Here is a 14,852-nt window from a genome sequence, read left to right as displayed (position 1 = left end):
AGCATCCGAATTCCTCCCTGGAACGGGGAGGGGGACCATCCGAAGGATGGTGGAGGGGGCCCGCTATCCGCGAGTGCAGCGCAAGGAGGAGGGCGGGGCCCCCTCCACCACGCCCTGCGGGCGCGGTCCCCCTCCCCGTTCCGGGGAGGAGTTGATGCGAGCTCTTCACGATTCCTGCCTCTGCGACTGGGATTGCGAGGACCCGTCGTCCCCCATCAGCACGAAGCTGTCCTTCGTCCCGCCGCCCTGGCTCGAATTCACCACCAGCGAGCCTTCGCGCAGCGCCACGCGGGTGAGCCCGCCCGGTACTACGCGCACCCCGTCGCTGCCGGTCAGCACGAAGGGGCGGAAGTCGACATGCCGCGGCGCGAGGCCGGCGTCGCTCATCGTCGGCACGGTCGACAGCGCGAGCGTGGGCTGGGCGATGTAGCGATGCGGCTCGGCGACCAGTGCGGCGCGGAAGTCGGCGATCTGCGCCTTGGTCGCGGTGGGGCCGACGAGCATGCCGTAGCCGCCCGATCCGTCGACCAGCTTGACCACCAGCTCGTCGAGATTGTCGAGCACGTACTTCAGCGCCTGCGGCTCGCGGCAGCGGAAGGTCTCGACATTGGGCAGCTTCGCGTCGCCGCCCGAATAGAATTTCACGATCTCGGGCATGTACGAATAGATCGCCTTGTCGTCGGCGATGCCGTTGCCCGGCGCGTTGATCAGCGCGACATTGCCGGCGCGATAGGCGGCGATCAGCCCGGGCACGCCGAGCAGCGAGTCCGGACGGAAGGTGAGCGGATCGAGGAAGTCGTCGTCGATGCGGCGATAGATGACGTCGACCTTCACTCGGCCGGCGATCGTCTGCACCCAGACAATGTCGTCGTCGACCACCAGATCGGCCGCCTCGACCAGTTCGATCCCCATCGAATCGGCGAGGAAGCTGTGCTCGTAATAAGCCGAGTTGAAATGGCCCGGGGTGAGCACGACGCAGACCGGATGCGGATTGTCCCCCGGCGCCACCGATCGCATCGTCTCGAGCAGCATGTCCGGATAGCTGTCGACCGGCGCGACGCGGAAGTCGCGGAATAGTTCCGGACAGAGGCGCAGCATCGCCTCGCGATTCTCGAGCATGTACGAGACGCCCGATGGCGTGCGGGCGTTGTCCTCGAGCACGAAGAACTGGTCCGGGCCGGTGCGGACGAGATCGATCCCGCAGATATGCGCCCAGACGCCGTGCGGCGGGCGGATGCCCGCGACCTCGGGGCGGAACTGCTCGTTGCGGTAGACCAATTCGGGCGGGATCAGCCCTTCCTTGAGGATCCGGCGCTCGCCGTAAATGTCCTCGAGAAAGGCATTGATCGCCTGCGTGCGCTGGATCAGCCCTTCGCACAATCGCGTCCATTCCTGCTGGAGGAAGATGCGGGGCACGATGTCGAAGGGGATGATCCGCTCGGCGGCCTCGCTGTCGCCATAGACCGCGAAGGTGATGCCCAATTGGCGGAACGCGGCCTCGGCGGATTGCTGGCGGCGCTGCAGCTCGGCGGGCGGCGTGGCGGCGATCCATTCGGACAGCGCGGCGAATTCGGGCCGCGGCGCTTCAGGGCCGCCATGCCCCCAGATCTCGTCGAACGCCCCGCCTGCCGCCATCAACGCTCCCAAGTGCAGCAAATGGCTGCGGGGCACATGCTGCAATGTCTTGCTGCGTTGCACAAGGGGGTGTTTGTGCGCGTTCTCCCTCTCCCTTTGGGAGAGGGAAGGGGCCCGCTCGGCGAAGCCGAGTGGGAAGGGTGAGGGTGACCTCACGTCGCCCCGTCACCCTCACCCTTCCGCCGCTTCGCGGCTCCCTCCCTCTCCCGATGGGAGAGGGAGATCAGGGCTCAGCTCGCGTATTTCACGGTGCAGCCATAGGGGCGCGTCTCGGGCACCGACACCGGCTTGCCCGCGCGCATCTCGCCGAGCGCGGCGAGGACGTGGTTGCGCGCCGATGCGATGTCGGCCTTGTCGGCGCTGGGCTTGTCGTCGATGCCGCCATTATAGACCAGCCGGCCCTTGCCATCGATGATGTACAGGTGCGGCGTGGTCTTGGCGCCATAGCCCTTGCCGACCAGCCCCTGCGGATCGAGCAGATAGGCGCTCGGCTTGGCGTGCTGCGCGGCGACGAACTGCTGCGCCTCGGGCCCGGACATATGGCCCTGCTTGCCCGGTGCGCCCGAGTTGATCGTCAGCCACACCGCGCCCTGCGCCACCGCGGCGGCCTGGGTCTTCTGCATGTTGCCGCTCTCGTAATGCTTCTTCACGAAGGGGCAGCCGGGATTGTTCCATTCGAGCACCACGGTCTTGCCGCGGAACTGGCTGAGATCGACGATCTTGCCGTTCATGTCATAGGCGCGGAAATTGGGCACCGCGGCGCCGACGCCGGGTTCGGCGGCGATCGGTGCCGCGCTCGTGATGCACGCCGCCGCGATCCCCGCGAAGATCCACCTGGTCATATGCGTCTCCCTTAACGGTTTACGCCCGCAAGCTCTTGCAGCATCGCCTGGGTCAGCACTTGCGGCAGCACCTCGGGCTCTGCGGCGCCCGGCCTATACCATAGATAGAGCGGAACGCCTGCACGATTGTGCCGCTCGATGAAGCGGCCGAGCGCCGGATCGCCGTTGGTCCAGTCGCCGACGAGCACCGCGACCTTGGCCTTGGCGAAGGCGGCGGTGACCGCCTCGGTCTCGATCGCGCCCTTCTCGTTGACCTTGCAGGTCAGGCACCAGTCGGCGGTGAAATAGGCGAAGACGGGGCGGTTCTCGGCGCGCAGGGCGGCGAGGCGCGACTCGCTGAACGGCTCGGCACCGGCGATGGCCGGGCGCTCGGCACCTGCGGGCGCGGGGCGGACCAAAGCGACTGCCGCCAGCGCGAGCAGCAGCAGGGGCACCGCGGGAAACCAGGCCTGGCTCGCGCCGCGTGCCTGGCGCCGGCCGGCCCACCAGAAGCCGAACGAAGCGAGCAGCGCCGCGCCGAGGCCCAATGCCATGCCGTCGGTGCCCGCCTGCCGCCCGAGCACCCAGGCGAGCGCGAGCGCGGTGAGGAACATCGGCACCGACAGGATCCGGCGGAGCGTCTCCATCCAGGCGCCCGGCCTGGGCAGGCGGCGGCGCAGCGCGGGGACGAAGCCGAGCAGCAGGAAAGGCAAGGCGATGCCGAGCCCCAGCCCGCCGAACACCGCCAGCGCGGCGGGCCAGGGGAGGATCAGCGCGGTGCCCAGCGCCGCACCCATGAACGGGCCGGTGCACGGCGTCGCGACGAAGGCGGCGAGCGCGCCGGTCATGAACGCGCCGCCATGGCCGCGCGCCGAGGCGCGGTTGACGAAGCCGGGCGCGGGAATCTCGAACAGCCCGGCGAGGTTGAGCGCGATCGCGGTGACGAGCAGCAGCAGCACGAGGATCACGCGCGGATCCTGGAGCTGGAACGCCCAGCCCACCGCGACTCCGCCCGCGCGCACCGCCAGCAACGCCCCGCCGAGCGCGAGGCAGGTCAGCACCACGCCCGCGGTATAGGCCAATGCCTCGCCGCGGGGATTGCCGGAATCGTCGCCCGCCTTGGCGAGGCTCAGCGCCTTGAGGCTGAGAATCGGGAAGACGCAGGGCATGATGTTGAGGATCAACCCGCCGAGCACCGCGCCGAGGAAAGCGATCAGCGCGGTCCACCACCAGCCGCCCGGTGCCGCGGGCGCGGACGCAGCTGCGGAAGCGGGCGGGACGGTGCCGGGGGCGGCCTCGAGCGTGAAGCCCTGGCTGCCGAAGGCTAGCACGCCGCGGACCGCGCCGGCGGGGCGCTTGGCGGGCGCCTCGATCAGCACCCGGTCGCCGTCGCGCACGACGCGCTGGGGTGCGGCATAGTCGATTGCGCCGTCGGTCAGCGGGAAGAAATAGCCTTCGCCCGACACCGAGGCCGCGGCGGGAAAGGGGACGCCGAGCCGGAAGGTCTTGCCGTCGAGCTGCCAGCTTGCCTGCGTGCCGAGCGGCTTGGGCAGCGCCGCGCGCCAGCCGTCGAAGCGGGCGCGGCGATCGGCCGGGACCGCGCCGTCGCCGATCGTCAGCTGGGTCGAGAGCTCAGCCTTTTCGGGGACGCAGATCTCGTGGGTGCAGACGAGATAATCGAGTTTCACGCTGACCGGGAAGGCGTCGCCCGGCCGGGCCGAGGCCGGGATGCTGAGCGTGACCAGCGGCGCGAACGGCGCCTCGTAGACATAGTTCATCAGCCCGCCGATGATCAGCCGCTGCGGCACCGGGAAGCGCAAGGGGCCCGCGCTTGCGCCCTCGGGCAATGTCCATGCAGCCCGCGCGGGGAGGCCGGCATCGCCCGGATTCTCCCAATAGGCATGCCAGCCGGGCTCGGGGGTCGAGGCGAAGGCGAGGGTGACCTGGCTGCCCGGCGCGGGCCGCTCGGTCTCGGCGATCAGTTCGATGCGGACATGCGGGCCCTTGGCCGGCGCCTGCGCCGATGCGGGAGCGATCGCGAGCAGCAGCGCGAGCGACATCAACACGAAACGAATCCACGCCATGGCCCTGTCCTTGCCCAGGATCGGCCGATCGACAATAGCTGGGCGTACAATTCCTGACTGGAGTCGACTCCGCAATGAAGCTCGCCCTTCCTGCCGCGCTGGCGCTGCTCGCCGCCACGCCCGCCATGGCCCAGCAGGCCCCGGCGCCCGCCGCCGCGCCTGTGCCTGTCACGCCGCCCAAGCTGCTGGTGGTGATCTCGGTCGACCAGTTCTCGGCGGACCTGTTCGCTGAATATCGCGCCCAGTTCACCGGCGGCTTCGCACGCCTGCTGTCGGGCGCGGTCTTCCCCTCGGGCTATCAGAGCCACGCCGCAACCGAGACCTGCCCGGGTCACTCGACGATCCTCACCGGCGCCCGCCCGGCGCGCACCGGGATCATCGCGAACGACTGGACCGACTTCTCGGCGCCGCGCGAGGACAAGACCGTCTATTGCGCCGAGGACGAGAGCGTCCCCGGAAGCACTTCGAGCAAATACACCGTCTCGGACAAGCATCTGAAGGTGCCGACGCTCGGCGAGTGGATGAAGCTCGCCGATCCCGCGAGCCGCGTCGTCTCGGTCGCCGGCAAGGATCGCGCCGCGGTGATGATGGGTGGGCACAAGGTCGACGAGCTCTGGTGGTGGGACGGCAAGGCGTTCGTCTCCTATGCCGGGCGTGCGGCGCCGACGATGGTCACGCGGATGAACGAGAGCGTGACCGCGCGCATCGCCGAGGCGCAGGAGCCGCTCGCGCTGACGCCCTTCTGCCAGGCCCGCAGCCGCGCCTTCCAGCTCAACCCGAACCGCAGCGTGGGCGACGGCCGCTTCGCGCGTGCGGCGGGCGATGCCGGCGCGTTCCGCGCTTCGCCCGAGTTCGACGAATCGATCCTCGCGCTTGGCGCCGGGCTCGCCACCGACATGAAGCTGGGGCAGGGCGCGCATACCGACCTGCTGATCCTCGGCGCCTCCGCGACCGATTATGTCGGCCACAGCCGCGGCACCGCGGGCAGCGAGATGTGCCTCCAATTGCTGTCGCTCGACCAGACCCTGGGCAAGCTGTTCGCCGTGCTCGACCAGAGCGGCGTCGACTATGCCGTGGCGCTCACCGCCGACCATGGCGGCCACGACATGCCCGAGCGCAATCGCGAGCACGCCGCCCCGATGGCCGCGCGGGTCGCGCGTGGGCTCGATGCCGGGACGATGGGCAAGGAGATCGGCGCGGCGCTGGGTATCGCCGGGCCGGTGCTGGTCGGCGGCAATTTCGGCGACGTCTATCTCGCGCCCGGACTGAGCAAGGCCGATCGCGCCCGCGTGCAGGCCGAGGCGATCAAGCGCTGGTCGGCCAACCCGCAGGTGGAGGCGGTATTCACGCGCGCCCAGATCGAGGCGACGCCTCTGGTCCACACCCCGCCCGAGACCTGGACCTTGCTCGAGCGCGCGCGCGCTTCCTACGACAAGGGCCGCTCGGGCGACCTCCTCCTCGTGCTCAAGCCGCGCGTGACGCCGATCGCGGGCACCGAGGGGGGATCGGTCGCGACGCATGGCAGCATCTGGGACTATGACCGGCGCGTGCCGATCCTGTTCTGGCGCAAGGGCATGACCGGGTTCGAGCAGCCCTTGTCGGTCGAGACGGTCGACATCGCGCCGACATTGGCCTCGCTGATCGGCGTGCCGGTGCCGGTGCAGATCGACGGGCGGTGCCTGGACCTGGATGCCGGGGCGGGGAGCACGTGCAGGTAACAAACTCCCCTCCCTGCAAGGGAGGGGTAGGGGGTGGGTGCGAGCGCAGCGAGCCCATCGAGATGCGCTGAAGAGCAGAAAAGGCCGGGCATCGAGCCCGACCTTTTCTCACCCACCCCTAACCCCTCCCTTGCAGGGAGGGGAATATTACCGCCGCTCGAATGCCCGCATGCCGGCAAGCCTGTTGTTGGAAAGCTCGATCGTCGACCCGCTCAGGTCCGCCACGAACGCCGGGTTGGGCGGCGCGCCGGGGGCCATGCTCGCCACATTGTCCTCGATGCGCAGGCCCCCGGACGGATAGGTCCGCCCCTCCGCCGCCACCACGATCAGCCCTGAATGATTGTCCTTGCTCCGGCCCTGGACGAAGGTGTTGCGCGCGATCAGGCCGGTGCCGCCTTCGGACAGGTCGATCATGTAGTTGGTCTTCCTGCCGGCGCTGTCGTCGAAGCTCGAATCGGTGATGTTGACCCGCCGCGCGCGCAGCTTGACGTAATGGCCGCCGGTGCCGCGCTCGAAGCGCGAGCGGGTGATCGAGACCTCGCCGTCGACCGCGAGATAGATCGCATGGCTGCAATTCTCGGTCTCACACTGGCCGAGCCCGGCGAAGGTCGAGCGATCGATGCTGACCCGGCGCACCGTCTCGTGCCCGCCGCCGAGAATGCCTTCCTGGCTGTCGAGGAACATCGAATTGGTGATCGTCAGGTCGCCCATCTCATGGCGGATGCCCGCGCCGTTGCCGTCGGAGACCGCATAGCCGCGGAAGACGATGCCATCGACCGCCGAGCCGCGCCCGCGCAGCACGAAGCCGGCCTTTTCCTCGCACACTTCCTTCTCGAAGATCACGGTGCCCGGCTGGCGCGCCTTGAAGGCGATCTTGCCGCCGGTCTGGACGGTGCACTGGCGATAGGTGCCAGGGGCGATCAGGATCGTCGCATTATCGTCGCGGATCGCGGTGACCGCCTCGTCGATCGTGGCATAGCCCTGTCCCGTCTCGGCGACGACGAAGGGGGCGGTTCGCTCCTGCGCGGCGGCAGGGGCGGCGAGGGCGAGGAGGAGGATCGTTGCGCGCATGTGTCCTTCCTATGCGCGCGGGTGGAAAGAGGGGGTTAACCCGCGGTCAGGGCACCACGGTGGTGAACAGATAGACGCCGAGGATGACGAGGTGCATCGCGCCCTGGAGGATCGTCGTGCGGCCGGTCGCCAGCGAGAGCGTCGACACGATGAGCGTCAGGAACAGCAGCACGATGCCCTTCGGGTTGAGCCCCAGGGCGATCGGCATGTGCGCGAACAGCGACAGTGTGGCGACGCCCGGTATCGTCAGGCCGATCGTGGCGAGCGCGGAGCCGAGGCCCAGGTTGAGGCTGGTCTGGAGCCGGTTGGCGAGCGCCGCGCGGATCGCCGCGATGCTCTCGGGCAGTAGCACCAAGGCCGCGATGATGACGCCGACCACCGCGAGCGGGGCGCCCGCGGCGACCACCCATTTCTCGATCGGATAGGCCAGGGTCTTGGCCAGCAGCACGACTCCGCCCAGGCAGGCGACGAGCAACGCCGCCGAGAGAAAGGCCTGCCCGTTGGTCGGCGGGTCGGCGTGCATGTCCTCGTCGAGCGTCACCGCGCGCGGGGGGAGGAAATAGTCGCGGTGGCGGACCGTCTGCACGCCGACGAAGGTCGCATAGAGCAGGAACGAGACCACCGCGACGAAGCCGAGCTGGGCGGACGAATAGCTGGGCCCCGGGTTGGTCACGGTGAAGTTGGGCAGGACGAGCGTGAGCACGGTCAGCGCGCAGAGCGCGGCGAGCGAGGCGCTGACGCCGGTCTGCTGGAAGGTCTGCTCGCGATGCTTGATCGCGCCGACGAGGATGCAGATGCCGAGCAGGCCGTTGAGGATGATCATCACCGCGGCGAAGACGGTGTCGCGCGCCAGCGTCGCGCCGCCCTCGCTGGCGGCGCTCATCAGCGTGAGGATCAGCCCGAGCTCGATGATCGTCACCGCGACCGCGAGCAGGAAAGTGCCGAAGGGCTCGCCGACGCGGTGCGCCACCACCTCGGCGTGATGGACCGCGGCGAGGACGGTCAAGATCAAGGCGCCGGCGAGGACGAACGGGGAGACGGTGACGCCCTTGCTCGTCAGGATCAGGAGCCATGCGGCGACGGGGACGATCCAGGTCCAGTGCTGCAGGATTCGCGTCATCGGCATGTCTTACGCTCCTGCGCTGGCGAATGTCCGTGGCGGCGGACGATCCTGTGCGTCACTTATCCGCGCTTGAGCATCCGGATGATCCCCGAGAAGTCGAGCGTCGCGCCTTCGCCATTGGCGAAGCGTTCGTACAGTTCCTCGGCGCGCGCGGCCATCGGCGTCTGCGCGCCGACGCTGGCGGCGGCCTCGAGCGCGAGCTTGAGGTCCTTGAGCATCAGCGCGGCGGCGAACCCGCCCTGGTAATCGCGGTCGGCGGGTGTCTCGGGGCCGACGCCGGGGACGGGGCAATAGCTGGTGATCGACCAGCTCTGGCCCGAGCTCACCGAGGCGATGTCGTAGAGCTTCTGGAGGTCGAGCCCGAGCTTCTCGGCGAGCGCGAAGCTCTCGCAGGTTGCGACCATCGTCGCGCCGAGCATCATGTTGTTGCAGATCTTGGCGGCCTGGCCCGCGCCGCTGCTGCCCGCATGGATCACCGCCTTGCCCATGTCCGACAGGAAGGGCTCGGCGCGCTCGAATCCCGCCGCGCTGCCGCCGACCATGAAGGTGAGCGTGCCCGCATTGGCCGCGGCGATCCCGCCCGAGACCGGCGCGTCGACCGCGGCGAGGCCGTGCGCGGCCGCCGCCTCGGCGACGCGGCGCGCGGTGGCGACGTCGATCGTCGAGCAATCGATCAGGATCGCATGCGGCTCGGCATGGGGGAGGATGCTGTCGGTATAGACCGCTTCGACATGCTTGCCTGCGGGCAGCATCGTAATGACGGCCTCCGCGCCGTCGATCGCTGCGTTGGCATTCTCGGCAGGGAGGCAGCCGGCCTTCTTGGCCTTGTCGAGCGCCTCGGCGGATAGGTCGAAGGCGCGGACGTCGTGGCCGTTCTTCGCGAGGTTGGCGGCCATCCCACCGCCCATGTTGCCGAGCCCGATGAATGCGATGCGTGCCACTTTCCTGTCCTCTCCAATAAACCTTCTCCAGAGGGAGAAGGATACGGAGACTTGGCAGCTTGCTGCCTAGTCGCAGTTGGATGAGGGGATACGCTATCGATAGGGCGATCCCCTCACCCAGCTCCGACTAAGGCCGGCTGAAGAAGCCGACCTAAGTCTGCGCAACCCTCTCCCGACGGGAGAGGGAAGATACTTATTTCCCCGTCCAATTGCCCGGCCGTTTCTCGACGAACGCCGTCATCCCCTCCTTCTGGTCCGCGGTACCGAACAAGGCGTGGAACAGGCGGCGCTCGAACGCCACGCCCTGCGCCAGGGTCGTCTCGTACGCCGCGTTGACCATCTCCTTGTTGGCCAGCGCTGCGAGCGGCGCCATGCCGGCGATCGTCGCGGCGGTCTTCACGGCATCCTCTACCAGATCGGCGGCGGGGACGATGCGCGCGACGAGGCCGGCGCGCTCGGCCTCGGCGGCGTCGATCATCCGGCCGGTGAGGCACATCTCCATCGCCTTGGCCTTGCCCACGGCGCGGGTGAGGCGCTGCGAGCCGCCCATGCCGGGCGACACCGCGAGCTTGATCTCGGGCTGGCCGAACTTCGCGCTGTCCGCGGCGAGGATGAAGTCGCACATCATCGCCAGCTCGCAGCCGCCGCCCAAAGCATAGCCGGCGACCGCCGCGATGACCGGCTTGCGCGTGCGGGTGAAGGCATCCCAGCCGGCGAAGAAGTCATGGCCGTACATGTCGGCGAAGCCCTGCGCCTGCATCTCCTTGATGTCGGCGCCCGCGGCGAAGGCCTTCTCGCTGCCAGTGATCACCGCGCAGCCCTGTGAGGAATCCTTATCGAACGCGGCCATCGCGTCGAGCAACTCGGACAGCACCTGGCTGTTGAGCGCGTTCAGGGCCTGGGGACGGTTGAGCGTGACGAGCGTGACGGCGCCGCGCTGCTCGACGAGGATGGTCTGGTAATCGGGCATTATTCCTCCAATTCGTCATCCCGGCGAAAGCCGGGACCTCGTGCCGCAGGCCGTGCGCGCGGCCTGAGATCCCGGCTTCCGCCGGGAAGACGGCTAGATGGGCGTCCATTCCTCGTCCGCGGGCAGGGGCGCGAAGATCTGGTTGATGACGTGGTCGGTGACGCCCTCCGGCATGGCGGGCTGCCAGCGTGGGGCGTTGTCCTTGTCGACGATCACCGCGCGTACCCCTTCCGCGAAATCGGGGCGCTGGACGACGCGGCTGGCGACCGCGAATTCCTGGCGCATCTCGTCCTCGAAGCTCGGCATGTGCCGGCCCTTGCGGACGAGCCGCAGCGAGACCTTGCATGCCTGGGGCGACTTGGTGCGCAGCGTTGCCAGCTGTGCCAATGCCCAGAAGCTTCCATCGGCCTTGAGGGAGGCGAGGATCCTCTCCACCGTATCGCCGGCGAACAGATGGTCGATCGCGGGGCGGTGCGCGAGGATCTTGGGTTCCGGCGCGGATTCGGCAAGCGCTTCGAGGATGACGGGGATCGACTGCGGATCGGCGGCGATGCGCTCCTTCGCCTCGCCCAGCCGCGCGGCGGGCAGATAGTGGGTGGCGATGCCGAGCGCGAGGCATTCGGCGCCGTCGAGCCGGGCGCCGGTGAGCGCGACGAACTCGCCGAGATGGCCGGGCAGGCGCGCGAGATACCAGCCGCCGCCGACGTCGGGGAACAGGCCGATGCCGGTCTCGGGCATCGCGAACTTGGTATTCTCCGTCGCCACGCGATACCGCGCCGGCATCGCGATGCCGACCCCGCCCCCCATGGTGATGCCGTCCATGAACGCCACCACCGGCTTGGCGTAGGTGAACAGCGCGTGGTTGAGCCGGTATTCGGTGCGGAAGAAGTCGCGCGCGGCGGCACCATCGCCGGCGCCGCTCTCGGCGATCATCCGGATGTCGCCGCCCGCGCAGAAGCCGCGGCCTTCGCTATGGTCGATCAGCACCGCCTCGATCGCGGTGTCGGCACGCCAGGCGACGAGCGCTTCCAGCATCGCGGCGCACATATCGGTGTTGAGCGCGTGCAGCGCCTTGGGCCGGTTGAGCCGGATGCGGCCGATGCGGCCTTCGACGAAGGTGAGGACGTCGTCGGTCATGCCGGCCCCCGAGATTGTAGCGGCGATAGCTCCGGACTATACCGCGAGGAGAGGGGAGAAAAGCCATGCGCACCACAGGCACGGTCAAATGGTTCAACGACGCGAAGGGCTTCGGCTTCATCGCGGCGGAAGACGGTCAGGAGGTGTTCGTGCACTTCTCCGCCATCAATTCGCGGGGCTTCCGCAGCCTTCCGGAGGGGTGCCAGGTCGAGTTCGACGTGATACTGGGACCAAAGGGGCCCCAGGCCGCGAACGTCGTCATCGCCTGACGCGAGGCGCATCATTGGCGGGTCAGCTCGCGGCCGACGATCATGCGCATGACCTGGTTGGTCCCTTCGAGGATCGAATGGACACGCAGGTCGCGCCAGAAGCGCTCGATCGGATAGTCCTGGAGATAGCCATAGCCGCCGTGCAGCTGGAGCGCGCGGTCGACCACCGAGCTACCGGTGTCGGTGGCGAGGCGCTTGGCCATCGCGGCGAACTTGGTCTTGTCGGGCGCGCCCGCGGTGACCTTGGCGGCGGCCAGATATAGCAGGGCGCGGGCGGCCTCCAGCTCGGTCGCCATGTCGGCGAGCGTGAACTGGCTGTTCTGGAAATTGGCGATCGCCTTGCCGAACTGCTGGCGGTCCTTCGCATACTGGATCGCCTCGTCGAGGCAGCGCTGCGCGCCGCCCAGCGAGCAGGCGCCGATGTTGAGCCGGCCGCCGTCGAGGCCCATCATCGCGATGCGGAAGCCCTCGCCCTCGCCGCCGACCAGGTTCTCGACCGGTACGTGGACCTCCTCCAGGATCACCTGCGCGGTCGGCTGCGAATGCCAGCCGAGCTTCTTCTCCTGCGCGCCGAAGCTGACGCCCGCCATGTCCTTCTCTATGACGAGGCACGAGATGCCCTTGGGTCCCTCCTCCCCGGTGCGGACCATGGTGACATAGACTTCGTTCTCGCCGCCGCCCGAGATGAACTGCTTGGTGCCGGTGACAACATAGTGATCGCCGTCCCTGACCGCGCGCGTCTTGAGCGCCGCCGCGTCGGAGCCCGACGAGGGCTCGGTGAGGCAATAGCTCGCCAGCCGGTCCATCGTCACCAGCGAGGGCAGATACTTGTCCTTGACCGCCTGGCTGCCGAACCGGTCGATCATCCACGAGCCCATATTGTGGATCGAGATGAACGCGCTGGTCGACGGGCAGCCATAGGCCATCGCCTCCATGATCAGCGCCGCCTCGAGCCGCCCCAGCCCAATCCCTCCCGATTCCTCGGAGACGTAGATCGACGCGAAGCCCAGCTCGGCCGCGGCCTTGATCGTCTCGCGCGGGAAGATGTGCTTCTCGTCCCACTCGGCCGCATGCGGGGTGATGCGATCGGCAGTGAATGCCCGCGCCATCTCCTGGATCTGGAGCTGCTCGTCGGTGAGTTCGAACTGGGTGGTCATTGGGCTTTCTCGTGCAGCACGCGCTCGGCGAAGAGCCGGTTGGCGAGGGTGATCTCGTTGCGTTCGTACCAGCGCGGCGCCGGCAGGCCCTTCTCCCAGGCGAGCAGCTCGGTGAGCGTGCCGTTGGCGCTGGGGACGTCGGGGGCGGCGGTCCTGAGCGGATCGGCATAGGCCGTGTCGGCGGTGACGATCTCCCAGCCATCCGTCCGCAGGGCCTTGACGAGGTCGGCGACGTAGAGCGCGGCGATATCGGTCTCGTGAAGAAGCAGGACATGCGGCGGCGAGCGGCCGATCGTCTTGATCATCAGCGCATCGGCGAAGTCGGCGGCCTGGACGTGGGTCTCGACATAGAGGTCGCGCAGCCCGGCCATGTCGATCGCCTTGCCCGCCTTCTTCGCGTCGATCGCGAGCTGCTCCATGTTCCAGTCCGAGCCCTCGGCGGTGACATAGCCGTTGGTCAGCCCGCGCGTCGCGAGCGCGGCGCGGATCTCGTCGCGCTTGGCCTTGTCCTTGCCGCCCTCGTCGAGGAACGGGAAGCGGAACCAGGGGCGGTGGCCCGGGCGCGGCGCGAGCCAGGCTTCGGCCTTGTCGAGGTCTGCGAGATAGTCGGCGGCCGCCAGCCGGTTCAGGTGCGGGTGGCTGAAGCTGTGGTTGGCGATGACGTGGCCGGCGCGGACATAGCCGTCGACCAGCGCCGCATCGGCCGGGCTCTCCACCTTGCCCGGATTGACGAAGAAGGCGGCCTGCTCGACCCGCGCTTCCCTGAGGCCCGCGATCAGCCGCCTGGCGCGCTCCTCCTTGGTGAAGAAGGCGCCGACGCCGCGCGGCGTATCGTCGAAGGTGAGGGCGATGCGCTTCTGCGCGTTCGCCGTGGGAGCGAGCGCGAGGGTCAGCGCGGCGAGGGTGGTGGCGAGGATCCGGATCATGCGCACCTTTGGTAGCGCAACAGGCCCAGCATTGCATCGGGACCCTGCTCGCGGCGGACGAGCGCCTTCCCGCCCTCCTGTGCATCGAGCACCATCCGGCGGGTCCATTCCTGCCCTTCGCCGGTCATCGCGAAATCGGCGACGATCCGGGCCGGATCGCGCTCGACCACTTTGCCGAGCGTGCCGACCGATTCGTAGAAGCGCAGCGTGTCGCCGGTAATCGTCAGCAGCCCCTTATTGTCGCCGCCGGTCGACGTGCAGTCGGCAGGGACGAGGCCCCAGCGGCCGTGCAGCGCGGTGGGGATGCCGGCGCCGTCGTCGGGCGAAGCCGATACGGTCGGCGAGGGGACGGCGGACGGCGCGGGCTCGGGCGTCTCCGGCGGCGCGGGCAGCGTCACGGTGCCGTTCTCCGGCACGGCGATGGTATCGTTGGCCGGCATCCGCTCGCCGCCGCCGCAGCCGGCCAGCGACAGGATCGCGGCGATCGTCACGATGTTGCGCATCTTCGCTCCTCGGGTCATCTCGGTCGCGTGCCCAACGCTGCCGGGCATCGGGTCGATCCGCAACTATCCCATTGTCGGGATGACGAAGGCATTCCCCCCATCCGGGGAGCCATCGGGCCAGCGCTGGGTCACGGTCTTGACCTTTGTCCAGAAGCGGACGCCTTCCATGCCGTGCTGGTTGACGTCGCCGAACGCGCTGCGCTTCCACCCGCCGAAGCTATGGTACGCCACCGGCACCGGGATGGGCACGTTGATGCCCACCATGCCGACATTGACGCGCGCGGCGAACTCGCGCGCGGCATGGCCGTTGCGGGTGAAGATCGCGACGCCGTTGCCGTATTGGTGCTCGCTGGGGAGCTTGAGCGCGGTCTCGAAATCGGGCGCGCGGACGATCTGGAGGACGGGGCCGAAGATCTCCTCCTTGTAGGATTGCATGTCGGGCGTGACCCGGTCGAACAGCGAGGGGCCGATGAAGAAGCCCTTCTCGTGCCCCTGGA

14 protein-coding genes are annotated in these 14,852 nt (G+C 68.7%); 2 read left to right on the top strand and 12 right to left on the bottom strand.

Translation table 11 applies throughout. The features are described 5' to 3' along the window. Positions 1-165: 165 nt before the first annotated feature. The 3 genes from MT490_RS03805 to MT490_RS03795 all read right to left on the bottom strand — a co-directional run bounded on the left by MT490_RS03805 (position 166) and on the right by MT490_RS03795 (position 4,540). Entirely contained in the window at positions 166-1,635 is a 1,470-nt protein-coding gene (locus tag MT490_RS03805; RefSeq protein ID WP_297384406.1) for a circularly permuted type 2 ATP-grasp protein, read from the bottom strand. Positions 1,636-1,865: 230 nt separating this feature from the next. After that, the gene (locus tag MT490_RS03800; RefSeq protein ID WP_297384404.1) at positions 1,866-2,477 is read right to left on the bottom strand and encodes a redoxin domain-containing protein; all 612 of its coding nucleotides are present in this window, start codon (positions 2,475-2,477) and stop codon (positions 1,866-1,868) included. An 11-nt stretch (positions 2,478-2,488) separates the two neighbouring features. Beyond that, entirely contained in the window at positions 2,489-4,540 is a 2,052-nt protein-coding gene (locus MT490_RS03795) for a protein-disulfide reductase DsbD domain-containing protein (RefSeq protein ID WP_297384402.1), read from the bottom strand. A gap of 74 nt (positions 4,541-4,614) precedes the next feature. Here MT490_RS03795 and MT490_RS03790 point away from each other — a divergent pair, with 74 nt between their 5' ends. After that, complete coding sequence (locus MT490_RS03790) at positions 4,615-6,258, top strand: alkaline phosphatase family protein (protein WP_297384401.1); 1,644 nt, start codon at positions 4,615-4,617, stop codon at positions 6,256-6,258. Between the two features lie 147 nt (positions 6,259-6,405). On the opposite strand, the gene MT490_RS03785 is transcribed toward MT490_RS03790, so the two are convergent. The 5 genes from MT490_RS03785 to MT490_RS03765 all read right to left on the bottom strand — a co-directional run bounded on the left by MT490_RS03785 (position 6,406) and on the right by MT490_RS03765 (position 11,500). Continuing rightward, the gene (locus MT490_RS03785) at positions 6,406-7,329 is read right to left on the bottom strand and encodes a right-handed parallel beta-helix repeat-containing protein (RefSeq protein WP_297384399.1); all 924 of its coding nucleotides are present in this window, start codon (positions 7,327-7,329) and stop codon (positions 6,406-6,408) included. A gap of 46 nt (positions 7,330-7,375) precedes the next feature. Continuing rightward, positions 7,376-8,455, bottom strand: a complete 1,080-nt coding sequence (locus MT490_RS03780) for an ionic transporter y4hA (protein ID WP_297384397.1) — start codon at positions 8,453-8,455, stop codon at positions 7,376-7,378. A gap of 56 nt (positions 8,456-8,511) precedes the next feature. Continuing rightward, positions 8,512-9,411 (bottom strand): 3-hydroxyisobutyrate dehydrogenase, encoded by a 900-nt coding sequence (gene mmsB, locus MT490_RS03775; protein ID WP_297384589.1) that lies wholly within the window; start codon positions 9,409-9,411, stop codon positions 8,512-8,514. 175 nt (positions 9,412-9,586) lie between these two features. Then, positions 9,587-10,363 carry an enoyl-CoA hydratase gene (locus MT490_RS03770; RefSeq protein ID WP_297384395.1) on the bottom strand — a complete coding sequence of 259 codons (777 nt, stop codon included), beginning with the start codon at positions 10,361-10,363 and terminating at the stop codon, positions 9,587-9,589. A 93-nt stretch (positions 10,364-10,456) separates the two neighbouring features. After that, positions 10,457-11,500, bottom strand: a complete 1,044-nt coding sequence (locus MT490_RS03765; RefSeq protein WP_297384393.1) for an enoyl-CoA hydratase/isomerase family protein — start codon at positions 11,498-11,500, stop codon at positions 10,457-10,459. 65 nt (positions 11,501-11,565) lie between these two features. Here MT490_RS03765 and MT490_RS03760 point away from each other — a divergent pair, with 65 nt between their 5' ends. After that, the gene (locus MT490_RS03760; protein ID WP_297384391.1) at positions 11,566-11,769 is read left to right on the top strand and encodes a cold shock domain-containing protein; all 204 of its coding nucleotides are present in this window, start codon (positions 11,566-11,568) and stop codon (positions 11,767-11,769) included. Between the two features lie 11 nt (positions 11,770-11,780). On the opposite strand, the gene MT490_RS03755 is transcribed toward MT490_RS03760, so the two are convergent. The 4 genes from MT490_RS03755 to MT490_RS03740 all read right to left on the bottom strand — a co-directional run. After that, positions 11,781-12,926, bottom strand: a complete 1,146-nt coding sequence (locus MT490_RS03755) for an acyl-CoA dehydrogenase family protein (protein ID WP_297384389.1) — start codon at positions 12,924-12,926, stop codon at positions 11,781-11,783. Beyond that, positions 12,923-13,852 carry a polysaccharide deacetylase family protein gene (locus tag MT490_RS03750; RefSeq protein WP_297384386.1) on the bottom strand — a complete coding sequence of 310 codons (930 nt, stop codon included), beginning with the start codon at positions 13,850-13,852 and terminating at the stop codon, positions 12,923-12,925. Before MT490_RS03750 ends, MT490_RS03755 begins: the two co-directional genes overlap by 4 nt. Further along, positions 13,849-14,355 (bottom strand): hypothetical protein, encoded by a 507-nt coding sequence (locus MT490_RS03745; RefSeq protein ID WP_297384384.1) that lies wholly within the window; start codon positions 14,353-14,355, stop codon positions 13,849-13,851. The genes MT490_RS03750 and MT490_RS03745 overlap by 4 nt, the downstream gene beginning before the upstream one ends. Positions 14,356-14,418: 63 nt before the next feature. Further along, positions 14,419-14,852, bottom strand: a 434-nt coding sequence (locus tag MT490_RS03740) for an aldehyde dehydrogenase family protein (RefSeq protein ID WP_297384383.1), incomplete at its 5' end; no start/stop codon positions are given.

Source organism: Sphingomonas sp. (genome assembly GCF_026460985.1).
Classification (GTDB): Bacteria; Pseudomonadota; Alphaproteobacteria; order Sphingomonadales; family Sphingomonadaceae; genus Sphingomonas.
This window is presented reverse-complemented; position numbering and strand designations above follow the sequence as displayed.